The following is a 25047-nucleotide window of genomic DNA, read 5'->3' as shown; positions in this document are numbered from 1 at the left end:
ATGTATGGAACAGATGAGCGTAACCCAGTTTGCCGGCGAACTGAAAATGCCGGCCGCGGTGCTGCTCGAACAACTCAGCAAGGCGGGCGTGGTCAAGGGCGGCGCCGACGATCTGCTGAGCGAACAGGACAAGGCGCAGTTGCTCGACTACCTGCGCCGCTCCCATGGCGATACCGAGCCCAAGGGCAAGATCACCCTGACCCGCAAGCAGACCAGCGAGATCCGCGCTACCGACTCCACCGGGCGTGCCCGCACGGTGCAGGTAGAGGTGCGCAAGAAGCGCACCTTCGTGAAGCGCGATGACTTGCTTGCCGAAGCCGCCGCCGAGCAGGCCGCTGCCGTCGAGGAAACTCCTGTCGTCGAGGCTGTCGTTGAGGCGATTGTCGAGCCGGTGGTCGAAGTGCCGGTTGCAGCCGAGCCCGTCGTTGCCGAAGTGGCAGCGGTCGAAGAGCCCGCTGCTGCGCCCGAGGTCGAGGTGCCGGTTGCCGCGGTCGAGCCTGAAGCCGAAGCCGTCGTCGCGGTCGTCGATGAGAAGCCTGCCGAAGTTGCTGAAGTGGCCGCAGAGACGCCTGCCGAAACTGCGCCTGCCCGGCCGCTGACCATCAGCGAGCTGCTCAGTGATGAAGAGCGCGCCGCCCGCGAGGCCGAAGAGCGTCGTGCCCGCGCCCTCAAGGAACGCCAGCTCGCCGATCTGCGCGCCCGCCAGGAGCGCGAAGCCGCCACCCGTGCGGCCTCCGAGGCGCGTCGCCTCGAAGAAGAGGCCCGCCTGCGTGCGGAAGAGAAGAAGAAGGCCGAAGAGGCTGCACGCCCGGCTGCCAAGGGGCCCAGCGGCACCCTGCATCGCCCGGCGAAGAGCGACGACAAGGCGGGCAAGGATGTCAAGCGCGGGGCACCCGCGCGCGAAGCCGACAGCGCCAAGCGCCGCGGTGGTCTGAAGACCCGTGGTGAAGTGGGCGCGTCCGCCGGCTGGAAGGGCGCGCGCGGCGGTGGTCGCCACGGCGGCGGTCGCCACCAGCAGGACGACCGTTCCGGCTTCCAGGCGCCGTCCGAGCCCATCGTCCGCGAGGTCCATGTGCCGGAGACCATCACCGTCGCCGATCTCGCCCACAAGATGTCGGTGAAGGCCACCGAAGTCATCAAGACCCTGATGAAGATGGGCACCATGGTGACCATCAACCAGGTGCTCGATCAGGACACCGCGATGATCATCGTCGAGGAGATGGGTCACCAGGCCGTCGCTGCCAAGCTCGACGACCCCGATGCCTTCCTCGAAGACCACAACGAGCACAAGGATGCCGAGCTCAAGCCGCGCGCCCCGGTGGTGACGGTGATGGGTCACGTCGACCACGGCAAGACCTCGCTGCTCGACTACATCCGCCGCGCCAAGGTTGCCGAAGGCGAGCACGGCGGCATTACCCAGCACATCGGTGCCTACCACGTCGAAACCGAGCGTGGCATGGTCACCTTCCTCGATACGCCGGGTCACGAGGCCTTTACCGCGATGCGTGCGCGTGGCGCCAAGGCCACCGACATCGTCATTCTGGTGGTGGCCGCCGACGACGGCGTGATGCCGCAGACCCGCGAGGCCATCCACCACGCCCAGGCCGCCAATGTGCCCATCGTGGTGGCGATCACCAAGATCGACAAGCCCGAGGCCAATCCCGACCGCGTCAAGCAGGAGCTGGTTGCCGAGAGCGTGGTGCCGGAAGAATACGGTGGCGAAGTGATGTTCGTGCCGGTGTCGGCGAAGAGCGGGCTCGGTATCGACGACCTCCTCGAAGCCGTGCTGCTGCAGGCCGAAGTGCTCGAACTGCGCGCACCCGACGATACCCCGGCAAAGGGCATCATCGTCGAAGCCCGTCTCGACAAGGGGCGTGGTGCGGTGGCGTCACTGCTGGTGCAGTCCGGTACCCTGCGCAAGGGCGACGTGCTGCTGGTCGGCGCCACCTTCGGGCGCATCCGCGCCATGCTCGACGAGAACGGCAAGCCCATCGAGCAGGCCGGCCCGTCGATTCCGGTCGAAATCCTCGGTCTTTCCGATGTGCCTGCCGCCGGCGACGAGGCCATCGTCCTTGCCGACGAGAAGAAGGCGCGCGAGATTGCCCTGTTCCGCCAGGGCAAGTACCGCGACGTCAAACTCGCCAAGCAGCAGGCCGCGAAGCTCGAAACCATGCTCGAACAGATGGCCGAGGGCGAAGTCAAGACCCTGCCGCTGATCGTCAAGGCCGACGTGCAGGGCTCGCAGGAGGCGCTGGTGCAGTCGCTCAACAAGCTCTCCAACGACGAGGTGCGCGTCAACGTCATCCACGGTGCGGTGGGCGGCATCAGCGAATCCGACGTCAACCTCGCACAGGCCTCCGGCGCGGTGATCATCGGCTTCAACACCCGTGCCGATGCCGGTGCGCGCAAGCTGGCGGAGAGCTTCGGTGTCGACATCCGCTACTACAACATCATCTACGACGCCCTCGACGAGGTGAAGTCCGCGTTGTCCGGCATGCTGGCGCCCGAGAAGCGCGAAGAGGTCATCGGCCTGGTGGAGATCCGCCAGGTGTTCACCATCTCCCGCGTCGGCTCGGTGGCGGGTTGCTACGTCCTCGAAGGTGTCGTCAAACGGGGTTCCTCCGCCCGTCTGCTGCGCAACAACGTGGTGCAATGGACCGGCGAGCTCGACTCCCTGAAGCGCTTCAAGGACGACGTCAAGGAAGTCAAGTTCGGCTACGAGTGCGGTCTGCAGCTGAAGAACTACAACGACATCCAGGAAGGCGACCAGCTGGAGATCTTCGAAGTGCGTGAAGTGGCACGGACGCTCTGACCATGCCCAAGGAGTATTCACGCAGCCAGCGCGTGGTGGAGCAGATCCGCCGCGAGCTGGCCGAACTGATCCGGCTGGAAGTCAAGGATCCGCGCATCGGCATGATTTCGCTGACCGAAGTCGAGATCACCCCCGACTACGCGCATGCGAAGGTGTATTTCACCTCGCTGAAGGGCGAGGAGGGGCTGGACGACATCCTCTCCGGCCTCCAGCGTGCCAGCGGTTTCCTGCGCCGCGAGCTTGGTCGGCGGGTGCGTATCCACACCATTCCCGAGCTGCATTTCCACTACGACCGTTCGCTGGAGCAGGGCAGTCGCCTGTCCTCGCTCATCGATCAGGTGGTGCGCGAGGATCAGGCGCGCCACCGCGACGACGACTGATGTGCACCGGCGCCTGCCGCCCTGCGGGGCGGTGGCGCTGCGCGCAGTCCATTCCCGGATTCGTTCATGCAATTCCGTCACCAGCGCCGTCCGCTCGATGGCGTGCTGTTGCTCGACAAGCCCTGCGGCATGACCTCCAATGGCGCCCTGCAGGCTGCCCGCCGCGTGCTCAACGCTGCCAAGGCGGGGCATACCGGCACCCTCGATCCGCTGGCCAGCGGCCTGCTGCCGCTGACCTTTGGCGAGGCCACCAAGTTCTCGCAGATGCTGCTCGATGCCGACAAGACCTACGAGGCCCGCCTCCGTCTGGGCGCCGAAACCGATACCGGCGATGCCGAAGGCAGCGTTACCGCGCAGGCTGCAGTGACGGTCGACCGCGCGGCCCTGGAGGCGGTGCTGGAACGCTTCCGTGGCGCCATCGAGCAGGTGCCGCCGATCTTCTCTGCGCTCAAGCGCGACGGCCGGCCACTCTACGAGTATGCCCGCGCCGGTATCGATGTCGAGCTCGAGGCGCGCCCGGTGGTGATCCACGAGCTCAGCCTGGAAGGTTTTGACGGCGAGTTCGTCGATCTGCGGGTGAGCTGCAGCAAGGGGACCTACATCCGCAGCCTTGCCGTCGACATCGGTCGTGCGCTGGGCTGTGGCGCCCACCTCGCGGCGCTGCGCCGCACCCGTATCGGCGCCTTCGGGATTGCTGCCGCGGTGCCACTGGCGCAGCTGCAGTCCTGCCCGGAAGCCGAACGCGATGCATTGCTGGCGCCGGTCGATGCGCTGGTGGCGGCTTTCCCGTCTGCCGTGCTCGATCCGCAGCAGGCGCAGGCCCTGCTGCAGGGGCGTCAGCTCGACGGCATTGTCGCGCCGGCACCGGGTCTGCTGCGGGTGTATGCCGGAGAGCGCTTCCTGGGGCTTGCGGTACTCGGTGAGGATGGCAAACTGTCGCCAAAACGCCTCATCGCCACCGCCGCTTCCGGCGCTGCTGCATGATTTCGATTGAGTTTTCCGCGCGGCGTCAGCTATAATTCGCCGCTTCTGATTGACAGAAATAGACGAGTAAACACGCACATGGCTCTCGATACCACCACCAAGGCCCAAGTTGTTGCCGAATACCAGCGCGCCCAGGGCGATACCGGCTCGCCGGAAGTCCAGGTGGCCCTGCTGACCACCCGCATCAACGGTCTCACCGGCCACTTCAAGGCCAACGCCAAGGACCACCACTCCCGTCGTGGTCTGCTCAAGATGGTCAGCCGCCGTCGCAAGCTGCTGGACTACCTCAAGCGCACCAACGCCGACAGCTATCGCAACCTGATCGAGCGTCTGGGTCTGCGCAAGTAAGTCGTCGGTCGTGACACGTCCGACAGCGCCGGATTCGGCTAGCTAGGCCAGCAAAGCCGGGACGTGCCCTTGCGGGCAGTCCCGGCTTTGTCACTTTCGCGCGCGGACCTTCAACCTTGCAGTTGTTGTTTGCTGCACCTATCGAAAAAGGAAAATCCCTTGCCTACTTCCATCAAGAAAACGTTCGCCTACGGCGCCCATGCCGTCACCCTTGAAACCGGCGAGGTTGCTCGCCAGGCCGGCGGCGCCGTGATCGTCAATATGGACGACACCGTGGTGCTGGCCACCGTGGTCGCCGCCAAGGACGCCAAGCCGGGGCAGGACTTCTTCCCCCTCACCGTCGATTACGTCGAGAAGTTCTACGCCGCCGGGCGCATCCCGGGCGGCTTCTTCAAGCGCGAAGGCCGTCCCACCGAGAAGGAAACGCTGACTTCCCGCCTCATCGACCGCCCCATCCGTCCGCTCTTCCCGGAAGGTTTCTACAATGAAGTGCAGGTCATCGTCACCGTCCTGTCGCTGAACCCGGAAGTCGATTCCGACATCCCGGCGATGATCGGTGCCTCGGCCGCGCTGGCCATTTCCGGCATCCCCTTCAACGGTCCCATCGGCGCCGCGCGCGTGGGTTATGCCGACGGCCAGTATCTGCTCAACCCGACCACCACCGAACTGCAGACCAGCCAGCTCAACCTCGTCGTTGCCGGTACCGCAAGCGCCGTGCTGATGGTCGAGTCCGAAGCCAAGGAACTCTCCGAAGCGGTCATGCTGGGCGCCGTGGTGTATGGCCACGAGCAGATGCAGCACGCCATCCGCGCGATCAACGAACTGGTCGAAGTGGCCGGCAAACCGGAATGGAACTGGCAGGCACCGCCCGCCAACGAAGCGCTCATCGCCCGCATCAAGGAGCTTGCCGCTGCGGATCTGGAGCAGGCCTTCAACATCACCAGCAAGCAGGCGCGCAGCGAGCGTCTCAACGAGATCCGCAAGAGCGTCGTCGCTGCGGTCACCGAAGGCGTGGACAACCCGCCCTCGCTGAACGAAGTGAAGGACATCTTCCACGAACTCGAAGCCGGCATCGTGCGCAGCCGCATCCTCAACGGCGAGCCGCGCATCGACGGGCGCGACACCCGCACCGTGCGTCCGATCGACATCCGCGTCGGCGTGCTGCCGCGCACCCACGGCTCGGCTCTGTTCACCCGTGGCGAGACCCAGGCCCTGGTGGTGGCAACGCTCGGCACCGGTCGCGATGAGCAGATCATCGACGCCATCGCCGGCGAATACCGCGAAAACTTCATGCTGCACTACAACTTCCCGCCGTTCTGCACCGGCGAGACCGGCCGTTTCGGCGTCACCAAGCGTCGCGAGGTCGGCCACGGCCGTCTCGCCAAGCGTGCCCTGATCGCTGCCCTGCCGCCCGCCGAAGACTTCAGCTACACCGTCCGTCTGGTGTCGGAAATCACCGAATCCAACGGCTCCAGCTCGATGGCCTCGGTGTGCGGTGGTTCGCTGGCACTGATGGATGCCGGCGTGCCGATGAAGGCGCACGTCGCCGGCATCGCCATGGGTCTGATCAAGGACGGCAACCGCTTTGCCGTGCTCACCGACATCCTCGGTGACGAGGATCACCTCGGCGACATGGACTTCAAGGTCGCCGGTACCGAGAACGGTGTCACTGCGCTGCAGATGGACATCAAGATCCAGGGCATCACCAAGGAGATCATGCAGGTCGCGCTGGCGCAGGCCGGCGAAGGCCGCCTGCACATCCTCGCGCAGATGAAGCAGGCCCTTGCCTCGCACCGCGGCGAAGTCTCCGAGTTCGCCCCGCGCATGATCAACATGAAGATCAACCCCGAGAAGATCCGCGACGTGATCGGCAAGGGCGGTGCGGTGATCCGTGCGCTGCAGGAAGAGACCGGTACCGTCATCGAGATCGAGGACGACGGCAGCATCACCATCTCCTCGGTGAGCGCCGAAGGCGCACAGGCCGCCAAGGAGAAGATCGAGGCGATCACCGCCGAGGTCGAGATCGGCAAGGTCTACGAAGGCACCGTCCTGCGCCTGCTGGACTTCGGCGCCATCGTGAACATCCTGCCGGGCCGTGACGGCCTGCTGCACGTCTCGCAGATCGCCAACGAGCGCGTCAATAACGTCGGCGACTACGTCAAGGAAGGTCAGGTGGTGCGCGTCAAGGTGCTGGAAACCGACGAGCGCGGCAAGATCCGCCTGTCGATGAAGGCGCTGCTTGAACCGCAGAACGCTGGCTGAGCACGCCACGCCTGCACAGCAAAAAGGGACGCCGCGGCGTCCCTTTTTGCTGTCCTGAGGCGCTTACTTGCCCAGTTGGCGTTCGCGCATCTCTTCCAGGGTCTTGCAGTCGATGCACAGGTTTGCCGTCGGGCGGGCCTCCAGGCGCTTCAGACCGATCTCCACGCCACAGGAGTCGCAGTAGCCGTACTCGCCTTCGCTGAGGCGGGCGAGGGCTTCATCCACCTTCTTGATCAGCCGGCCTTCGCGATCGCGGTTGCGCAGTTCGAGAGCGAGGTCGGACTCCTGGCTGGCACGGTCATTGGGGTCTGCATAGCTGGTCGGCTCATCCTGCAGGGCATGGACGGTGCGTTCGATGTCCTCCATCAACTCGCGCTTGAGGGTTTCGAGCACGTTGCGGAAGTGATTCAGCTGCTTCTCGCTCATGTACTCCTCGCCCTTGCCGGGAACGTAGGGAGGAAACTGTTTGTGCAGGCTCTCTTCGGGCATGGTGGACACTATGGCGATGGTGTACGGACGACGTGTTGCGCGAACGCGTCGGGGAGCTCTTTAGATAGCAGAAACGCCCCTTGTCGGCAAGCTGCAAAGCCCGACGGGGAGCGGCTTCAGGCCTTTTTGCGGGGTGCGCGGAAAAGTGTCCGGCAGTGTTTGACGCGCCTGTGACTACTGTGTATTATTCGCGGCTCTCGGGGTGTAGCGCAGTCCGGTAGCGCGCTTGCTTTGGGAGCAAGATGTCGGGGGTTCGAATCCCTCCACCCCGACCAGCTCACCCCCGGTTGCCCGTGTGGAATCTGCCCGTAGCTCAATTGGATAGAGCACCGGCCTTCTAAGCCGGGGGTTGCAGGTTCGATCCCTGCCGGGCAGGCCAGAGACAGGTTTTGCGGAGCGCGTCGACAGACGGGTTCCAGAAAGTGGCGGCATTAGCTCAGTTGGTAGAGCGTTGGATTGTGGCTCCAAAGGTCACCGGTTCGAAACCGGTATGTCGCCCCACAAGATGCAAGAAGGCCAGTTCCGCGGAACTGGCCTTTTCACGATTACAGCCCGAGAATCCACTTCACCACGGCCTCGGCCTCCGCCTCGCTGATCTTCGGTGCCGCCGGCATCGGCGCTGCCCCCCAGACCTTGGCGTCCGAACCGTTCTTCACCCGCTCGGCAAGGACCGCGACGGCGCCGGCCTTGTCGTCAGCGTAGCGCGCGGCGATGTCGGCGTACGAAGGGCCGACCACGGTACGCCCGCTGATCAGGTGGCAGACCGTACAGTTGTTGTCCTTGAGCAATGCGGCGATTTCCGCCGGTGGTGCGGATGCCCACGCACAGGTGGCGGGGAGCAGGGCCGCGGCAGCGGCAATGGCGATCTTTCTCATCTCTACCTCCTCGTTGTTGTTGGACCGGTATCGCTTTCGTCAGAGTGTAGCGGACATGCTCGCGGTGGGCTACAGCAGACGGCATATGCCGGCGGGGAAGGAATTGATGCCTGTCAATCAGTTTCGGGATGGCTACCGCTAGCATGGGAAGCGTTGGCCGGTATCGCCGGCCACCCGCCCGACACAGAGGAGAAAGCAATGAACAAGCTGTCCTATCTGGCCGCCGCAAGCATGGCAGCCGTACTCGCTGCATGTGGCCAGGATGCTCCGCCGCCCGCACCTGCGGCGCCGCCGCCGCCGGTTGCAAGCGCACCGGCCCCTGCCGCGGCGCCGCAGAACACCGTCGGCGAGGGGGTCTATCGCAAGACCTGCGCGCTCTGTCACGCCGCCGGCGTGGCCGGTGCGCCGCGTCTGAAGGATGCTGCCGACTGGGGGCCGCGCATCGCGCAGGGTATCGACACCCTCTACCTGCACTCCCTCGAAGGCTATACCGGCGAGAAGGGCATGATGCCGGCGCGCGGTGGTGCCGCTGCGCTGAGCGATGAAGAGGTCAAGGCTGCGGTCGATTACATGGTCGCCAGCGTGCAGTAAGTGCCTCATGGCAACGAAGAACGGCGCCCAGGAGGCGCCGTTCTTCATTCTGCTCAGTGCGAGTGGTTGCTGTCGCGCAGGATGGCCAGCCGCTCACCGTCGATGGCCTCGAAGCGCAGCACTTCACCGCCATGTTCGGCGGCGAATGCGCCGGCGTCCTGCGCAGAGGCGAAGGCGGGCAGGTCGGCGCCGCGCATCGGGCCATGGACCCGCGAACCCCACACCAGCCAGGCCTCATCAGCGGGGATCCAGCCGCCACTGCGGTAATCGCTCAGGTAGCGCGCGGCGATGGTCGCGGACGCCCGTTCGGGGTCGTAGCGCGCGGGCTCGCTGGCAAACAGCAGCAGATCCACCGGCGAGTCGAAGAAGTGCGCGGCGCCGTCCTCGTAGATCAGCTGACTGGCCCAGCGTGGATAACGCGCGGGATACATCCCGCACACCGGGCAGCGTGCCTGCGGCGGCACCGCCCGCGCGGCGTGGCGGTCGAGGCCGGAGGCCGGATCCCACGGGGTCGCGGCCATGATGCGGGCCGGCGGGACGATGCAGATATCCTCGGCCGGAGGGTGGTAGTCCACTACGCCGTCCGGACTGCGCGGCCACAGCGCCAGCGCGCCGGCCAGCGCCGCGCACAGCGCCGCGCCGCCGACGAGGACGTGTGGCGAGCGCAGCAGTCGTGCGGTGGTGCCCATCAGCTCAGCGTTGTCCGCTCAGCCGCGGATCGAGCATCAGCGCGGCGAGAACGGCGTGCAGGTTCTCGTGCGCGGAGCGGCTGATCGAGGTCAGCGGGTCATGCACCACACGGCCGTCTTCGAGGTGCAGGTGCTGGGTAGCGCCGTCGAGGTGGCGGTGGCCGGGGGCGGTATCGATGCCCAGGGTGCTGCCGTCGCTGAGCGTCCAGTGCAGCGAATAGGCCACCGGGCTGGCATAACGCACGGTGAGTTCGGTGCCGTCGGGCAGGTCGATGAGCAGGGCGTCGTGCACCAGGCGCGGTGAGCAACTGATGGCCGTGCTGGTCAGCAAAGCCTCGTAGAGCTGCAGGTGAAGGGGGTGAGGGGGCTGATAGTCGTCGTCTTCCTTCAGGCGTGCCGCCATCAGCGTGCGCGCGGCGCTGCGCGTCTGGTCGAGAATGCACACCGCCAGGTAGTGCTCGTAGCAGGGGTGTTCGCTTTCGCCGGCGGCCGTGAGCGCGGCAACGCGTTCGAGCAACTCGCCAGCGTCATCGGTGGCGTAGTGTTCGAGGATCTCGCGGCGATGTTCTCGTGCTTCGTACATGACCCGCGCGAGTTGGGCGATTTCGCCGGCCTGCTCGGTGTCGAGGGCATCATAGAAGGGATCCATGGCTTACATCCTGTGATCGTGAAGGGCGCCGCCGTCGAGCACCACCATGTCGGGCTTGACGTCGGCAAAGCGCACGAGCGTGCCGCCAAACTCGGTAGCGAACTTCTGCGCCTCTTCCTGTGCGGCGAAAGAGGCCATGGTCGGACCCATCGCGCCGCGCCGGCTCGATCCATGCACGTACCAGGCATCGCGGGCCTCGATCCAGTGGCCCACCGGCTCGTCCCAGCTCGCCTTGCCCATGTCCTGGACGTAGATCGCACGAACCTTGCGGATCTGTTCCGGGCTCAGGTAGATGGAGAACATCTCCACGGTGTCGCAGAAGAAATCGGGCTCGGCCATGCCGTCATAGTGGATCTGTGCCTTGGGGCCGGGGTAGTCGGCGAGCAGCATGCCGTCGAGCGCGCAGGAGGTGCCGCGGTCGATCTCGACCGGCACCAGCGCGCCGCTGCCGGTGGTGGAGGACTGCCCGCAGGCGGCGAGCAGGCCGGTGGCCGCGCCCGCGAGCAGGAAGTGCCGGCGGCTGAAGCAGCGGTGATGGGTGCACATGGGTTTTCTCCTGTAATGCCGGCGTGTGCGCCGGTCTATTTGCCGAAGCGCCAGCTGGCGATGCCCAGCGGCGCGGCGATCCAGCCGAGCATGACGGCGGTCAGCAGCCAGGGCTCGGCCAGCGAGGGCGGGAACACGGTGGCCAGGCCGTACAGGGTGCGTACGTCGTCCAGCGTGAAGATGTTGAGGATGCGGAAGACGTCGGCCGGATTGAGCAGCAGCAGCCAGGGGAAGATGTCGCCGCCGTACTGCCCGCCGGTGACCACCAGGGCGCCGAGCAGCAGCAGGTCGAACACCAGCACGAAGAAGAACCACATCGCGATCGCCAGGCCGGAGGCGCGCGTGCGGTCGGCGGCGAGCACCGACAGCATCACCGCCAGGCTGAGGAAGGCCATGCCGAGCAGCACCGAGGAGGCCATGAAGCCGAAGTAGTGGAACAGCGCGTTGAGGTCGAGCTGGGCGGAGAGCACGAGCGCCACCAGGCCGAAGCCAGCCACGGTGGAGAAGGCCAGTGCGCCGGCCAGTCCGAGGTACTTGCCGAGGATGAGCTCGAAGCGGGTGATGGGCATGGACAGCAGCAGGTCGAGCGAGCCGCGTTCGCGTTCGCCGACGATGGCGTCGAAGCCCAGCACCAGGGCGATCAGCGGGATCAGGTAGATCACCAGGCTGACCAGGCTGGCGATGGTGACCTCGATGGAGCGGAAACCCACCGCACCCTGCTGGGCGGCGCCGAAGTAGGCGATGACCAGCGCGAAGACGGTGAATACCAGCGCCACGGCGAGCACCCAGCGGTTGCGGATGCGGTCCCAGAATTCCTTGCCGGCGATGGTGGCGACTTGCGAGAGTTCCATGAGCGTCTGCCCCTTCGTCAGTCCGAGAAACCGAAGAACACGTCTTCCAGCGACGGTTCGCGTACATGCAGGTCGAGCACGCGCTCGCCCAGCGTGGCCAGCGCGGCGAACACCGCCATCTTCGATTCGCGCCGCACCTGCACGGCCACCCGCCCGTCGTGTGCCTCGATGGCTGCCACCGGCAGGCTGCCCAGCGCGTCGCGCACCGCGGTGAAGTCGCTGTCGGCGACGCGCACGTCGAACCACAGCGGCAGGTCCATCGCCTCGCGCAGCGCCTGCACCGTGCCGAGCGCCTGCACCTTGCCGGCGGCCATGATGGCCAGGCGGTCCACGCGCTCCTGGATCTCGGCGAGGATGTGCGAGGTGATGATCACCGTCACCCCTTCGGCACGCAGGCCGCGCAGGATGACGTAGAACTCGCGGATCGCTTCCGGGTCCAGGCCGGTGGTCGGCTCGTCGAGGAAGAGGATCTGCGGGCGGCCGAGCAGGGCCTGCGCAAAGCCGAGACGCTGGCGCATGCCCTTGGAGTACTCGCGCACCCGGCGGCCGGCGGCATGCGCCAGCCCCACGCGCTCGAGCAGCGCACCGCAGCCGGCCGCCGGCACGCTCTTCAGCTTGGCGAAGAAGTGCAGGGTTTCCAGCCCGGTGAGGTTGTCGTACAGCACCACGTTTTCCGGCAGGTAGCCGATCTTGCGCCGCACCGCACGAAAGCCGCTGCCGCTGACCGGCGCGCCGTCGATGGCGATCTCGCCCGCGGTGGCCGGGATGAGGCCGAGCATCATCTTGAACAGGGTGCTTTTGCCGGCGCCGTTGTGGCCGATGAGGCCGAACAGTTCACCGCGCTGCACGGCGAGATCGACGCCGTCCACCGCGCGCACCGCGCCATAGTGCTTGCTTGCACCGCGTACACGGACCACCGCGCCGGCGCTCGCGGGGGCTTCAGCGGCTGCCTGGATAGTGCTTTCCACGCCAGTCTCTCCAGTTGTCGTGCTTGGGCTGCATGCGCGGGTTCGGGTCGACCACGCTGGGGGCACGCAGCAGGGGGAATTGCTGGCCTACGAGGCGCAGCGTCTGTATTGCCGGGCTGGCGAGCAGCAGCTTCATCAGGGGGTGGCGCCAGGACAGGCGGTCGACCATGTCGTTGGCTTCGTAGGGCACATCGCCGGTGCCGTCGCCGTTGCGGTCCCAGCCCAGGTAGTTGCTCCAGTGGTTGCCCTGCGCCTCGCCCCACACCATGTCGCGTGCGCCGACGTAGCGCACCTGCTCACGGTTGCCGACGAAGTCGTTCATCTCGACCTCGTTGTTCTTCGAGCCGGCCCACAGGTGCACGCCGACGATGTTGTCGGTGATCAGGTTGCCGCGCAGCACGTTGTACTCGGCGTCGTAGATGAAGAAGCCGCGTGCGTTGCCGGCGACGATGTTGTCTTCCACCACCGCATCCTGGATGGTGCGCAGCATGATGCCGTGGTCGGAGTTGGCCCACACGCGGTTGTTGCGCACGACCTGGTCGCGCACCTCCATCAGCGCCAGGCCGCCGCGGTTCATCCACACGTCGTTGTCTTCCCACAGGTTGCGGTAGGAGTTCATGTAGTGCGTGCCGTAGCGGCTGTGGTGCAGGCGGTTGCCGCGGAACACCGCGTCATGGCTGACATCGACGTAGAGCGCGTCGCGCACGAAGCTGACGTTGTTGCCGATGACCTGCGCACGGCGGGTGTTGTAGAGCTGGATGCCGTTGCCGCGCATCGGCGAGCGGTACTCGCGCTTGCCGGTGATCAGGTTGCCCTCGACCAGCACGTCGTTGGCCTGCTCGATCCACAGGCCGAACAGGCTGTAAGTGATGTCGCAGTTGCGGATCACCGCACGGTGCGAACCCGGCCAGATGTAGATGCCGGAGTTCTGCTCGCGCAGGCTGTCGCCGGAGTCCGAGACGATCAGCCCTTCGATGGTGACGTCCTCGGCGGTGACGCGGATGACGTCCCCCTTGAGTCCGCCGCTGATCGTCGGGCGGTCCACCCCGCGCAGGGTGAGCGGTTTCTCGATGCGCAGGTTCTCGACGTAGCGCGCGCGCTGCACTTCCACGGTGTCGCCGGCGGTGGCCGCGTCGATGGCGGCCTGGATGGATTCGCCCGGGCGCACCGTCCACACCGTGGCCGCTGCCGCAGGCAAGGCCGCCAGCGCACACAGCAGCAGGGCGAGTGCGCGCAGCGCGCGGTGGAGGGGGAACGGCATAGCCCTGGCGTCCCTTACAGCACCAGCAGGCCGGCGGACTTGAGCGCGATGAAGAGGGTGGCGCCGATCAGCAGGTTCTTGAAACCGACGTAGCACACCATGTCCATCAGGCCGGCCTTGCGGTAGCGCCGCCCCCACCACGGGCCTTCCTTGACGTAGGGCTTGGAGCCGAGGCGCACGATGACTTCGAACACGCTCCAGCCGAACCACCAGCCGATGATGGCGCCGGCTTCCAGGCGCCCCATCGCGGCCAGCACCCACATCAGCGTGGCGCCCGCGGCCAGCGCCAGGCCTGCCGCCTGAAGCGCGCGCCAGTGCGCCTTCTGCCCCGCAAAGGCAGCGCGGCTCCATGGCCACAGGTGGTCCCAGAGTTCGGCGGCGATCAGTCCCAGGGTGCCGCTGGCGGCGTAGGGCGGCTCGACCGGATCGGTGGGCATCGTCGGGTTGACCATGTCGGGTTCTCCTTGTCGTCTTCAGGCGGAGGCGGGCTTGGCGGCCGCCACCGGCTTGATCGGGATGTAGTAGCCGTCCGCGCCGATCGGGGTGAGCGGCAGGCCGGCCTTGGTGCGGCGCTTGCGTTCCTGGGCCAGCGGCGGGCAGCCGTGGTCATCGGTGTAGAGCACCATGCAGTCCAGGCACAGCAGGCATTCGCGCTGGTCGATGCGGCCATCCTTGTCGATGGCGAGCGAGCCGCAACCCACCGCGCAGGCCTTGCAGCTGTCGCATTCCTGCTTGCGCTTGAGGCCGAACCAGCGGAAGGTGCTGGGCATCGCCAGGGCGGCGCCGAGCGGGCACAGGTATTTGCAGAACGGCCGCTCGATGAAGATCGACAGGCCCAGCAGGCCGGCGGCAAACAGGGTGTACGGCCAGCTGCGGTTGAACAGGCCGACCAGGAAGGTGGTCTTGAACGGTTCCACTTCGGCGAGCATCTCGGCCAGCGTCATCGACAGTACGGAAACCGCCAGCAGACCGAAGAACACCGCGTACTTCACCCACTTCAGCTTGTCGTGCAGGGGCTTGGGCAGCTTGAACTGGTAGCGCTTCAGGCCCACCCAGCCACCGATCTTGTAGAGCAGCTCGGAGAGCGAGCCGAAGGGGCACAGCCAGCCGCAGAACAGGCCGCGGCCCCACAGGAAGACGGTGACGATGATGAAGATCCAGAACAGGAAGATGAACGGATCGGTGAGGAAGAGCTCCCAGGTCCATTGGAAGAGCAGGGCGTGGAACCAGGTCAGCACCTGGGTGATGGACGGTTGTGCCATCAGGTAGAAGCCCACGTAGCCGATGCTGATCACCCAGGCGGTGTACTTGAAGGCATTCACCGGCCACTTGTTCTTGTGCGTGGAGGCGCGCGTCAGGCGGTCGCGGTTGGCATACACCGCGGCCACCGTCACCAGCAGCGTGGCGAACAGACCGATCTCCAGCGCGCGCGTCTGCCACACCCGCAGCCAGGTCGGGGTCGGCTTCCTGATCACCGGGCGGCCGCCTTCCAGGTAGTGGGCGGGGATCCAGAACTCGGTGTCGAAGTTGGCAAAGCTGCGCTGGCCGGTGGCGCGGTCCACGCGGTTGCCGAGGAACACGAACTTCCACGGATAGGCGCCGGAGAAGCTCGCGCCCTGATGCTCGGGGCGCACGATGAAGATCGCCGACTCGCTGTAGGCCGGCGCGCCGGCGGCGGCGACGTTGTAGAGGTTGTAGTAGTCGAGGTCGCGGAAGGTGAAGGTGTCCGAGCCCTGGCGGATCTGCACGCGGTCGTAGAGACCGCCACGCACGAAGCCCGAACCCTTGAAGGATTCCTGCCCGCCGCTGCGGATCACGAAGATGGCGTGCTCGGTGTCGTCGAGCCGGGCCATCAGGTTGCGCCACGCGCCCTCGCCGAGGATGGCGCGGCCCACGTCGGGCTGGTTGAGATAGCCGAACCACAGGTCGATGAAGGGTTCGCCGCCGTCGCGCGGCAGGCCCACCTGTTCGGGGCGTACGGTCAGGCGCTTGACGCTGCCTTCCCTGACCAGCGTGGCCCAGTCGAGGGTGGCGCCGGTTTCCTTGAGGCGCGCCGGTTCGCGCACCACCGGCTCGAGAATGCCGACCTGGCGCGCCACTGCGGCGCCGGAGGTCATCATCACCTGGTTCTGTGCGATCACCGTGACGGTGGCGCCGGAGATCGCATCGAGGCCGATGACGTCCTCGCCCGGGCGGGTGCGGCCGACCTCGATGTTGCTGCCGACGAACTTGCCCAGGTACTGCTCGTTGAAGCGCACCATGGCCGATTCCGGGATGCCCAGCAGCAGGATGGGCTCGGAGTGCTTGAGGATCTTCACCCCGGCGAAGTGGCCCTGCGCGTCCATGCCGATCAGGGTGATCACCGGCTTGCCGGAATAGGCCGGGATGTCGGTGATGTCGGTGGACAGCATCACGTAGCCCACCAGTTCGCGCTTGCCCTCGCGCTCGGCGTAGCCCTCGACGTAGAAGGGACGGCCCTTGCGCTCGGTGAACGCGGTGGCGCCCGGCAGCACTTCGGCACAGGGGGCGTAGCTGCACAGGTCGGGGGCGCTGTTGATCTCGTCGGGCAGCCGGGCGTTGTAGGCGTCGGCGAGGACGGTGGGGGCGGCGAAGCTCAGCGCGATGGCAGTGCACAGGCTGCGCAGGAAGGACGGTATTGTCATTTTCATGTCGTCTGCGGGGTTGGCGTGCGGGGTGAAACCTTGGGGCCACTGTAGAAGCGATCCCTTAAGTTGTACTTGTCCCGAATCAATTCGGGTCGGCCGCCTTTGTGTTCATGCCGTAAGCACAAAAAAACGAGGGGCGCGCAGCCCCTCGAAGAGATCACCCGATCGATCCGCTCCTTGCGGGAGCGGCTTGCACGGGCCGGGGCTCGCGCCCTGGCCCGGTGCCTGGTGACGGAGTCGGTCTGTCGTCTGCGGCCTCAGGCCTCGACGATCATCCGGCTGCGCATTTCCAGGTGCAGGGCGTGGCAGAAGTGAGTGCAATAGCACCAGAACACGCCCGGCTTGTCGGCCTTGAAGGTGACCGACGCGGTTTCTTGCGGATTGACGATGAAGTTCACGTTGTACTTGGGGATGGCGAAGCCGTGCGTGAGGTCTTCGATACGGTCGAGGTTGGTGAGGATGATGGTGACCTCGTCGCCACGCTTGACCTTGAACTCGCGCGGCTCGAAGGCCGGTGCCAGCGAGGTGATCTTGACCGTGACCTTGTTGCCGTTGCGATACACGCCGGCGTCCTTCGGGTCGGTGATGGCGAGCGGGAAGTCGTCGTGCGAGTAGATCTTCTTCGGGTTGAGCAGCTCGCGCTTGAAGATGATGAAGTCGTGCGGTTCCGGGCGCACCGGGTGGTCGGCGACCAGCTTCATCTTCTCGCCGGAGATGTCCACCAGCTGCTCGGTTTCGGCGTGCAGCGGGCCGACCGGCAGGAAACGGTCCTTGGAGAACTTGCAGCCCACGCACAGCCACTTGCCGTCGGCGAACATGGTCTCGGACTGCGAGGCGTTGATGTGGCCCGGCTGGTAATGCACGTCAAGGCGGTCGACCACGTACTGCGCGCTGGTGTCACCGCTGTGGAACTTGATTGCGGCGTCAACGTTCCACTTGACGATCTGGCTGTCGAGGAAGAGCGTGGTGTAGGCGTTGCCGCGGCCGTCGAAGGCGGTGTGCAGGGGGCCGAGGCCCAGTTCCACTTCAGCAACGATGGTCTCGTCGGCGTCGTTCACCTTGCCGTCGAACCAGTCCAGCACCTTGGTCAGCTCGATGACGGTGGCGGTCGGCGACAGCTTGCCGGCGCAGATGAAATACTTGCCGTCCGGGCTGGCATTCACGCCGTGCGGGTTCTTCGGCACGGTGACATAGCACACCAGGGAGGTCGCCGGGTCGGTGTTGGCGGCCTTGGTGCCATCCACCACCGGTACCCTGGAGTCACCGTAGGTGCGGAACTTGCCGTCCTTCACGGCCTGCTCGATGCGGGCGATGTTGAAGAACAGGCAGGCGTCGCGCTCGGCCGACATCATGCCTTCGTAATGGTAGCCGCCTTCGGTGTTGTACTGGTTGGTGGCTGCCAGCTTGCCGTCGAAGGAGGTGGCGACGAGGTCGCAGTTGCCGTCGATCAGCACCTGCCAGCGCACCTCCATGGTTTCCGCATCGACGCAGGAGAACAGCGTGCGGTACTTCTCCGGTGCCTCCAGGTCGCGCCCGTCGTTGGGCAGCGGGGTGTGGAACTCGGCGCCGCAGAAGACGCGGGTGGTGTAGTTGATCGCCGGATCGACCGGGTCGCGCTTGTCCGGGAAGATGCCGTGGAAGCCCTGCACGTTGGGCAGGTCGGTGATCTTGTCGCAGATGAAGTAGTCGAGGCGGATGCGGGCGATGCGGCTGTTGATCTTGTCGTTGATCCAGGCGTAGCGGCCGTCGTAGTTGCCGTCCTTGTAGGAGGCGTGGGTGTGGTGGGTGTCACCCACGGTGTACTTCAGGCTGCCGTCGGGGCGGGTGCCCATGACCGCTTTCGACTCATTGGTGTGTCCCCAGCCCACCAGCGCATCGGGCACGAAGCACGGCACGCGATGCAGTTCGCGCCCCGAAGGCAGGCCGAGCACGCGGAAGTCGCCGGTGTGGCCGCCCGACCACAGGCCGTAGTAGGTGTCCAGTTCGCCCGGTTCGAGGTGATACTTGCCGGCACCGCCACTGCTCGCGGCGGCCGCTGCGCGCGGGGCGACACTGCCGGTGGCGGCGGGTGCGGCAGCCTGCTCCTGCTTGCAGGCCGACAGACCGACCGACAGGCCGGCGCCGGCAAGGCCGGCAAAGGCGGCGGTATTGAGGAACCGGCGGCGCCCCTGGTCGGGCTGGGTGTCCGGAGTAGTGTTGTTTTCCTGGCTCATGGCGTAGCTGCTCCCTGGTTCAGATGATGATCGGTGTGAAACTGCAAGCCTGTTTGCTGACCGCTGCCCTGTTCGTGACGCTGTAAGGGTGTGCGGCAAATTGACGCTGCGGCTAAATGTCGCACCCGAACTCTAGGCTTCGCCCCCGGGGGTTGCCTTGATCCAGGACAATTAGGAAAAATTGTTTCCCACCATCTGGCGCGGCTCTCAGCGCCCCTCGCCGTACCGTGCCGGGCGGTGGATAATCGCCGCATGACCTCCCCCGGCCCGGTACTTTCCGCCCAGCAACTGCTCAGCCATGGCCAGCTCGCGCGCCTGCTCCTGCTGCGCTGGCTGGCGGTGCTGTGCATGGTTCTGGCGGCATGGCTGATGCCCCTGGTGCTTGCCGTGAACCTGCCGCAGCGTGAGTTGCTGGCCGTGGCCGCGAGCCTGGCGGCGTTCAACCTGCTCACCCTGGCGTGGTCGTCGGCCCGGCGCACACCGTCGGCGCTGATGCTGTGGGGTCAATTGCTGGTCGACCTGCTGGCGTGGTCGGTCTTCGTCTATTTCAGTGGTGGTGCCACCAACCCGCTGATCTCGCTGCTGCTGCCCCTGGTCGCCATCGGGGCGGCAATCCTGCCTGCGGCGCTGGGCTGGGCGCTGGCCGTGCTTGCCGTGCTGGCCTACTCGCTGCTCTGGCAGTTCAATGTGCCGATCCGTTTTGTCGACCACGATGCGGCGATGCACTGGCACCTGGCCGGAATGTGGGTCACCTTCGTGATCTCCGCACTGGTCGTGGCCTGGTTCGTACTGCGTGCCGCCGGCGCCCTGCGGCGGCTGGAGCAGGAGCTGGCTGCAGCCCGCGAGGCGCACGCCCGCGATGAGCAGATCCTCGCACTCGGCAATCTTGCTGCATCTGCGGCGCACAAGCTCGGCACGCCGTTGGGAACCCTGCGCATTCTGGTCGACGAGGTCGCCGGCGGGGTGGCGGATGCCAGTCCGGCACAGGCAGACCTCGCCCTGATGCGCGAGCAGATCGAACACTGCAAGCAGATCCTCGGCGGCCTTACCGCGCGCGCGGGCAATCTGCGCGCCGAAGGCGGTGGTGCGCTGAGTGCGCAGACCTGGCTGGAGGGCGTGGCGGCACGCTGGCGCGCCTTGCGTCCGCACAGTTCGGTGCAGGTCCATTGTGCGCCGGCCTTGCGCAGCCTCGACATCGTCGCCGATGCTACCCTTGCCGAAGCCCTGCACACGCTCATCAACAACGCCGCCGACGCCTGTCCCGCGGGGGTGGAGCTGAGTGGCGGGTGCGAGGCCGACGAGCTGGTGGTGACGGTGGCCGATCGCGGCCCTGGCATCGACCCCGGTCTGGCGGCAAGCATCGGCCGCGAGCCACTGGGGGATTCCGCCACCGGCATGGGGATCGGCCTTTTCCTTGCGCAGGCTGCTGTGGCACGTGCCGGCGGCCGCCTGTTGCTGACCGCGCGCCCCGGTGGCGGTACGATGGCGATCATGAAACTGCCGCAGCAGAGGATACGCGCGTGAACGAGGAGCAAGCCCACCTGCTGGTGATCGACGACGATCAGACCTTCAACCGCGTCCTGTCACGCGCCTTGGCGCAGCGCGGCTTCACCGTCTTCAGTGCCCATGATCAGGCCCAGGCTCTGCAACTGGCCGATGCCCACGAGCCCGAGTACGTCGTCCTCGACCTCAATCTTGACGGCGCCTCCGGTCTGCGCCTGATCGAGCCGCTGCTGGAGATCAATCCCAACGCCCGCATCCTGGTGCTCACCGGCTATGCCAGCATCGCCACCGCGGTCAATGCGGTGAAGCTGGGGGCGACGCAGTACCTCGCCAAGCCTGCCGAGGTCGACGCCATCGTCAAGGCCCTGCGGGTGGACGAGGTCGATATCGAGAGCGCTATCGGCACGGCCACCATGTCGGTCGATGAACTGGAGTGGCAACACATCCAGCGCGTGCTGGGCGAGCATGACGGCAACATTTCCGCCACCGCCCGCGCCCTCAAGATGCACCGCCGCACCTTGCAGCGCAAGCTTGCCCGGGCTCCGCAGCGCGGTGCCTGAGTGAGGCTGCGCGCTGCTCAGTAGGCGTTGCGGTCGCGTACCACCAGCAGGGCAGTCTTGATGATGATCCACAGGTCGAGACCGAGCGACCAGTGGCGCAGGTACTCGAGGTCGTACTCGATGCGCTTTTCCATCTTGTCGACGGTCTCGGTTTCGCCGCGGTAGCCGTTGACCTGCGCCCAGCCGGTGATGCCGGGCTTGACCTTGTGGCGGACCATGTAGCCCTTGATCAGCTTGCGGTAGGTCTCGTTGTGGGCCACGGCGTGCGGGCGCGGCCCGACGATGCTCATGCGCCCCTGCAGCACGTTGAGGAACTGCGGCAGTTCGTCGAGCGAGGTGCGGCGGATGAAGGCCCCGAAAGGCGTGATGCGCTGATCGTTCTTTGTGGCCTGGCGGATCTCGTTGCCGTTGTCGCAGGTGGTCATCGAACGGAACTTGTAGACCAGGATTTCCTTGCCATCGAGGCCATAGCGGCGCTGCTTGAAGATGATCGGCCCTGGCGAGGACAGGCGCACGCCGATGGCCACGGCGAGCAGCACGGGAGAGAGCAGGAGCATGATCAGCAGTGACAGCACCACGTCGGCGCAGCGCTTGACCACGCCGTTGAAGCCGGTGAACGGGGTTTCGCACACGGCCACCACGGGCATGCCGCTGACGCTGTCGAGGCGCCCCTGGATGAGATCGGTGACGAAGATGTCGGGGACGAAATAGATCGACGCCGTGGTGTCCTTGAGGTCGTCGAGGAGCGCCAGGATGCGTGGCTGGGTGGCCATCGGCAGCGCCAGGTAGATGGCGTCGACGTGGTGTTCCTTGACGAAGGTGGCCAGCTCGGCGAGCCGTCCGCGGGTGGCGACAGGGAGGACGGTGGGCAGGCGGTCGGCGCTGCGGTCCTCGAAGAAGCCCAGCACGCGGGTGCCGAGGTAGGGGTTGAAGAGGAACTGCCTGGCCAGGCGCACGCCGATGTCATTGACCCCGGCGATCACCGCGCTGCGCTGGCTCTGGCTGATCACCCGCGGCAGCACGGCGCGCGCGCCAAGGTGGGCGCCGGCGAGGGCGAGCGGGGTGGCGAGCAGCCAGGTCAGCAGGACCTGCTCGGGAAAAACCTTGATGTAGCCGCTGGCGACGCCGAAGGCGCCCAGCACGGTAGCGAAGATCAGCCAGTTGGTGGCCACCTTGCGCAGCATGCGGCGTACCGCCTCATGCATGCCGATGTCGCCGGGGAAGGTCAGCGCAAAGGCCAGCGCACCGAGCACCAGATAGGGCGGTCCGATGGTGTCGCCGGCATGCGCCGCGGCGGCCAGCAGGACGCCGATGACCACCAGCGGATCGAGGAAGGCCTCGATGGCGGCGGGCAGGGTCAGGGCCTTGCGTTGCAGCATCTTCTGACGGTCAATGGCGGCGAACATTGTGCGGATATGCGCTCAGGTTTGACGGTTGGCAGGGTAGTGCAGACAAAAAACGGGCCGCGTGGCCCGCTGTGTGACAGGCGGCGACCCACCGCGAGGTGGGCCGCCACGGCGTCAACCAAGGCGACGACGACGGGCGACGGCACCGAGAAGGCCGAGGCCGCTGAGCATCATCAACAGGGTTTGCGGTTCCGGTACCGGCGCGGCAATCTGCTTCGCCGTCATCTTCAGTTCGTAACGGCCGCCGGCCCAGCCGGTGGCGTTGCCGCTTACCAGCAGGGAGTAGCTGTCGGCGACCAGGGTGCCGAGGCTGAACTTGAAATCCTTGCTGCTCAGGAAGCAGTCGTCGAAGTCCACCACCAGCGCGCCGCTGCTGGAAAAGAGCTGGGCGCTGAGGCTGCTGATGTTGTAGTGCAGGCCGAGCAGGCTGGGCAGGTCGAAGACCGCGCCGACGGTGAAGCTGTCACCGGCGAGGCTGAAATTCCAGGTGTCGCTGAAGGCGCCCTTGGCGGTCGTGACCGTGCTGGCGATCACGGAGATGCCGGAGAATTCGCCGAGGTCGTAGGTCGCGGCATTGGCCGCGCCGGTCATCGCCAGGCCGATGCCGAGGGCGACGAGGGTTTTCTTGAAGGTCATGAGCTTGTCCAGATGAGGTAATGGATACGATGACGGATGGAAGCGCCCGCCATCATATTCATTTGGATTTGCTCAGGCAAGCCATATGCATTGCATTGTGCCTTGCAGCATGAAGTTATGCCGCCGACAGCATTGCTGCCGGCGGCAGGGCGATCAGCCTTCGCGCTTCATGCGGCGACGCGCAACGGCACCGATCAGGCCAAGGCCGGCGAGCATCATGGCGTAGGTCTCGGGTTCGGGTACGGGCAGCGTGGTTACCGCGAACACGTATTGTCCACCGGCAGCGCCATCGGCGAAACCACTGATCGCGAAGTGATAGCCGGTGCCAACCTGGAACAGACCCGAACCGACCTTGATGTCGGCGGAGCTGCCCGGATCCAGATCGAGGTTGTAAAGCATGTTGCCCAGGCCGTCGTACAGTTGTGCGGACAGGTTGGAGATGTTGAGCAGGTTCAGGCTGGGAAGCTTGATCGACAGGTTGCTGACCGAGCCGGCGGAGAAAATATCTTCGACGACCGAGAAGGTCCAGGTGTCGGAAAAGTAGCCCTGGCTCTTCTGGATGACCTGAGAGAAGGTCTGGTTGGCGCCCACGGGGCCGAGATCCACGGTCAGGTTGTTGGAGGCGTAGGCCGTTGAGCCGAGGCTCAGTCCTGCGCACAGGGCGGTGGCGGCAAAGATCTTGCGCATGTGCAGACTCCTCTGTTGAGGGGGTTGAGTCGAAGGGTGAAATCCATGAACCCTGTTGGGGGGTGCATGCCGTCGCTATTAAGCAATAACTATGCCCATAAACTATTTCAGATAGATGAACGTTTGCACATCATGAGCTTATGCGAGCTCTCATGATGCTGCAAGGCGCAACGGTTGATTTGGCATGCCCAATGTGTAAAAAAAGTCGACGTTGAAAGGAAAATTCAATTTAAACAACATTATACAAAACTATGTATGTGTCCATTTTGTTAAGCTTTCAACATCATTGTGTTGCATTTGTTGCGATGCGGATATCGTGTTCTGTCATACAATTGCCGCGCAACTTCCAGTACACTTACGCTAATGAGCATCCCGAACCGGTGGGGCGACGCGCCCGTTTCCGCATCTGTCGCTGCGCCGCTGCCGCTTGTCGTGCTGCTCGGCGCGATGCTGTTTCCCTGCGCTGCGATGGCGGGCGAGGAGGGCTTTTCGGTGGGGCTTTCCCAGCTCATCCAGTACGACAGCAACCTCTACCGCCTGCCCGACGGTGCCGTGGCGCCGCGAGGAGAGCGTGGTGATCGCATCTCGCTGACCGGCGTGCAGCTCGGCTTCGATCGTACTGTCAGTCGCCAGCGTCTGCGTGCCGATCTTGACCTCAGTCACTCCGCCTATCGACATCATGACGATCTCGACTACACCGCCCCCGATGGGCGTCTGAGCTGGGACTGGGTGGCCGGGCGGCAGTGGTCGGGTACGCTGGTTCATCAGTACAGCGAAACCCTCGCCGGCTTCGATGATGTTGGTGGCACCGAGCAGGTGATACGGCGCTTCCGGCGCAGTGCCGGGCGGGCAGTGCTGCGCATCGATCCGCAGTGGGCGGTGGGGGTGGGGGTGGTGCACAGCCGCAGCTGGTACAAGGACGGCAGGCGCCCCTTGTCGGAGTTCGACGCCCGCACCGTGAATGCCGACCTCACGTGGATCACGCGTGCAGGCAATCGTCTGCAACTGAGCGTGCAGGAGGCCGATGGGCGCTATCCCAATCGCCTCGCCGTTGCGGGTTCCATCCGCGACTATCGCCAGCGCCAGTGGCGCGTGGGCATGGACTGGCAGCTCACTGCGGCCTTTGCCGTGAATGGCGAGCTCGGTCATACCTCGCGAACCTATGCGCTGGCGCCGGCGCGGGATTTCAGCGGCACCACCGGTCAGCTTGCGCTGCGCTGGGTGCCGACCGCCAAGCTTGCGCTCAATCTGCGCTGGCGGCGCGACATCGGAGCCGAGGAAGATCTCGTTGCCAACTATGCGCTTACCCGCGTACTCGCCTTCGAGCCGGTATGGGCGGCGACTTCGAAGATCTCCGCGGGTCTGATCGCCGAGCGTCGTGAGCGCGACTACGGCGGCGATCCCGAGCTTGGCTTCGGTGGCCTGGTGCCGCGGCGCGATGATCGCACCGAACGTTTCGGGCTATGGGCGCGTTACCAGGCGAGCGACTGGGCGAGTTTCCAGTTGCGTGCCGAGCGCCAGCGCCGCAGTTCGGCGCTGGTTTCGAGAAACTATGATGCCGACACTGTGTCAGTGTTTGCGAACTTCATTTTTTGATGCCAAAAGGTTATCCTTTCCGGTTGTTCCGGGTGCGGTAAGAAACATCGCCCTGTGAGCTTGACATGTCATATG

23 protein-coding genes and 3 tRNA genes are annotated in these 25047 nt (G+C 65.6%); 12 read left to right on the top strand and 14 right to left on the bottom strand.

Annotated features, from left to right (window positions below):
• Positions 1–4 precede the first annotated feature (4 nt).
• The 5 genes from infB (at position 5) to pnp (ending at position 6786) form a co-directional block, all read left to right on the top strand.
• Entirely contained in the window at positions 5–2812 is a 2808-nt protein-coding gene (infB, locus tag C8261_RS01700) for a translation initiation factor IF-2 (protein ID WP_107491909.1), read from the top strand.
• A 2-nt stretch (positions 2813–2814) separates the two neighbouring features.
• On the top strand, positions 2815–3192 hold the full coding sequence (gene rbfA, locus C8261_RS01695; RefSeq protein ID WP_107491908.1) for a 30S ribosome-binding factor RbfA: 378 nt from the start codon (positions 2815–2817) through the stop codon (positions 3190–3192).
• Between the two features lie 66 nt (positions 3193–3258).
• Positions 3259–4176 carry a tRNA pseudouridine(55) synthase TruB gene (gene truB, locus C8261_RS01690; protein WP_107491907.1) on the top strand — a complete coding sequence of 306 codons (918 nt, stop codon included), beginning with the start codon at positions 3259–3261 and terminating at the stop codon, positions 4174–4176.
• A 78-nt stretch (positions 4177–4254) separates the two neighbouring features.
• Complete coding sequence (gene rpsO, locus C8261_RS01685; protein WP_107491906.1) at positions 4255–4524, top strand: 30S ribosomal protein S15; 270 nt, start codon at positions 4255–4257, stop codon at positions 4522–4524.
• Positions 4525–4683: 159 nt separating this feature from the next.
• Positions 4684–6786, top strand: coding sequence for a polyribonucleotide nucleotidyltransferase (gene pnp / locus C8261_RS01680; RefSeq protein ID WP_107491905.1), 2103 nt, complete (start codon positions 4684–4686; stop codon positions 6784–6786).
• A 63-nt stretch (positions 6787–6849) separates the two neighbouring features.
• On the opposite strand, the gene dksA is transcribed toward pnp, so the two are convergent.
• On the bottom strand, positions 6850–7275 hold the full coding sequence (gene dksA / locus C8261_RS01675) for an RNA polymerase-binding protein DksA (RefSeq protein ID WP_107492001.1): 426 nt from the start codon (positions 7273–7275) through the stop codon (positions 6850–6852).
• 198 nt (positions 7276–7473) lie between these two features.
• Between dksA and C8261_RS01670 the strand changes: the two genes are divergently transcribed.
• The 3 genes from C8261_RS01670 (at position 7474) to C8261_RS01660 (ending at position 7776) form a co-directional block, all read left to right on the top strand.
• Positions 7474–7550 (top strand) — tRNA-Pro (locus tag C8261_RS01670).
• A 27-nt stretch (positions 7551–7577) separates the two neighbouring features.
• Positions 7578–7654: transfer RNA gene (locus C8261_RS01665), tRNA-Arg, on the top strand.
• Positions 7655–7700: 46 nt separating this feature from the next.
• Positions 7701–7776 (top strand) — tRNA-His (locus C8261_RS01660).
• Positions 7777–7820: 44 nt separating this feature from the next.
• Here the strand turns inward: C8261_RS01660 and C8261_RS01655 are convergent.
• A complete protein-coding gene (locus tag C8261_RS01655) occupies positions 7821–8150 on the bottom strand; it encodes a c-type cytochrome (RefSeq protein WP_107491904.1) in 330 nt (109 codons plus the stop codon).
• Positions 8151–8348: 198 nt separating this feature from the next.
• On the opposite strand from C8261_RS01655, the gene C8261_RS01650 reads away from it, so the two are divergent.
• Positions 8349–8741, top strand: coding sequence for a c-type cytochrome (locus tag C8261_RS01650; protein ID WP_107491903.1), 393 nt, complete (start codon positions 8349–8351; stop codon positions 8739–8741).
• Between the two features lie 53 nt (positions 8742–8794).
• On the opposite strand, the gene C8261_RS01645 is transcribed toward C8261_RS01650, so the two are convergent.
• From C8261_RS01645 to nosZ, 9 genes are all read right to left on the bottom strand, one after another.
• Positions 8795–9430 (bottom strand): nitrous oxide reductase accessory protein NosL, encoded by a 636-nt coding sequence (locus tag C8261_RS01645; protein ID WP_107491902.1) that lies wholly within the window; start codon positions 9428–9430, stop codon positions 8795–8797.
• Between the two features lie 4 nt (positions 9431–9434).
• Positions 9435–10079: a hypothetical protein gene (locus C8261_RS17545; protein ID WP_235864797.1), complete on the bottom strand. Its 645-nt coding sequence runs from the start codon at positions 10077–10079 to the stop codon at positions 9435–9437.
• A 3-nt stretch (positions 10080–10082) separates the two neighbouring features.
• The gene (locus C8261_RS01630) at positions 10083–10625 is read right to left on the bottom strand and encodes a nitrous oxide reductase accessory protein NosL (protein WP_107491901.1); all 543 of its coding nucleotides are present in this window, start codon (positions 10623–10625) and stop codon (positions 10083–10085) included.
• Between the two features lie 35 nt (positions 10626–10660).
• A complete protein-coding gene (locus C8261_RS01625; RefSeq protein WP_107491900.1) occupies positions 10661–11476 on the bottom strand; it encodes an ABC transporter permease in 816 nt (271 codons plus the stop codon).
• 17 nt (positions 11477–11493) lie between these two features.
• Positions 11494–12432 carry an ABC transporter ATP-binding protein gene (locus C8261_RS01620; protein ID WP_107491999.1) on the bottom strand — a complete coding sequence of 313 codons (939 nt, stop codon included), beginning with the start codon at positions 12430–12432 and terminating at the stop codon, positions 11494–11496.
• Entirely contained in the window at positions 12416–13705 is a 1290-nt protein-coding gene (locus C8261_RS01615; protein WP_107491899.1) for a nitrous oxide reductase family maturation protein NosD, read from the bottom strand. The genes C8261_RS01620 and C8261_RS01615 overlap by 17 nt, the downstream gene beginning before the upstream one ends.
• A 14-nt stretch (positions 13706–13719) precedes the next feature.
• The gene (locus C8261_RS01610; protein ID WP_107491898.1) at positions 13720–14157 is read right to left on the bottom strand and encodes a transcription regulator; all 438 of its coding nucleotides are present in this window, start codon (positions 14155–14157) and stop codon (positions 13720–13722) included.
• A 21-nt stretch (positions 14158–14178) separates the two neighbouring features.
• A complete protein-coding gene (locus C8261_RS01605; RefSeq protein WP_107491897.1) occupies positions 14179–16368 on the bottom strand; it encodes a NosR/NirI family protein in 2190 nt (729 codons plus the stop codon).
• A gap of 260 nt (positions 16369–16628) precedes the next feature.
• Entirely contained in the window at positions 16629–18584 is a 1956-nt protein-coding gene (gene nosZ / locus C8261_RS01600; RefSeq protein WP_107491896.1) for a TAT-dependent nitrous-oxide reductase, read from the bottom strand.
• A 252-nt stretch (positions 18585–18836) separates the two neighbouring features.
• On the opposite strand from nosZ, the gene C8261_RS01595 reads away from it, so the two are divergent.
• Positions 18837–20108: an ATP-binding protein gene (locus tag C8261_RS01595; protein WP_107491895.1), complete on the top strand. Its 1272-nt coding sequence runs from the start codon at positions 18837–18839 to the stop codon at positions 20106–20108.
• Entirely contained in the window at positions 20105–20647 is a 543-nt protein-coding gene (locus C8261_RS01590; RefSeq protein ID WP_107491894.1) for a response regulator transcription factor, read from the top strand. The genes C8261_RS01595 and C8261_RS01590 overlap by 4 nt, the downstream gene beginning before the upstream one ends.
• A 17-nt stretch (positions 20648–20664) precedes the next feature.
• On the opposite strand, the gene C8261_RS01585 is transcribed toward C8261_RS01590, so the two are convergent.
• The 3 genes from C8261_RS01585 to C8261_RS01575 form a co-directional block, all read right to left on the bottom strand.
• Positions 20665–22053 (bottom strand): undecaprenyl-phosphate glucose phosphotransferase, encoded by a 1389-nt coding sequence (locus tag C8261_RS01585; protein ID WP_107491893.1) that lies wholly within the window; start codon positions 22051–22053, stop codon positions 20665–20667.
• A gap of 114 nt (positions 22054–22167) precedes the next feature.
• Positions 22168–22689 (bottom strand): FxDxF family PEP-CTERM protein, encoded by a 522-nt coding sequence (locus C8261_RS01580; protein ID WP_107491892.1) that lies wholly within the window; start codon positions 22687–22689, stop codon positions 22168–22170.
• Between the two features lie 153 nt (positions 22690–22842).
• Positions 22843–23376: an FxDxF family PEP-CTERM protein gene (locus C8261_RS01575; protein WP_107491891.1), complete on the bottom strand. Its 534-nt coding sequence runs from the start codon at positions 23374–23376 to the stop codon at positions 22843–22845.
• A 363-nt stretch (positions 23377–23739) separates the two neighbouring features.
• On the opposite strand from C8261_RS01575, the gene epsL reads away from it, so the two are divergent.
• Positions 23740–24972 carry an XrtB/PEP-CTERM-associated polysaccharide biosynthesis outer membrane protein EpsL gene (gene epsL / locus C8261_RS01570; RefSeq protein ID WP_107491890.1) on the top strand — a complete coding sequence of 411 codons (1233 nt, stop codon included), beginning with the start codon at positions 23740–23742 and terminating at the stop codon, positions 24970–24972.
• Positions 24973–25047 lie beyond the last annotated feature (75 nt).

Source organism: Pseudothauera lacus, from assembly GCF_003034845.1.
In the GTDB taxonomy this organism is placed as follows: Bacteria; Pseudomonadota; Gammaproteobacteria; order Burkholderiales; family Rhodocyclaceae; genus Pseudothauera; species Pseudothauera lacus.
Note: the sequence above shows the minus strand (reverse complement) of the source record. Positions and strands in the feature narration are given on the sequence as shown.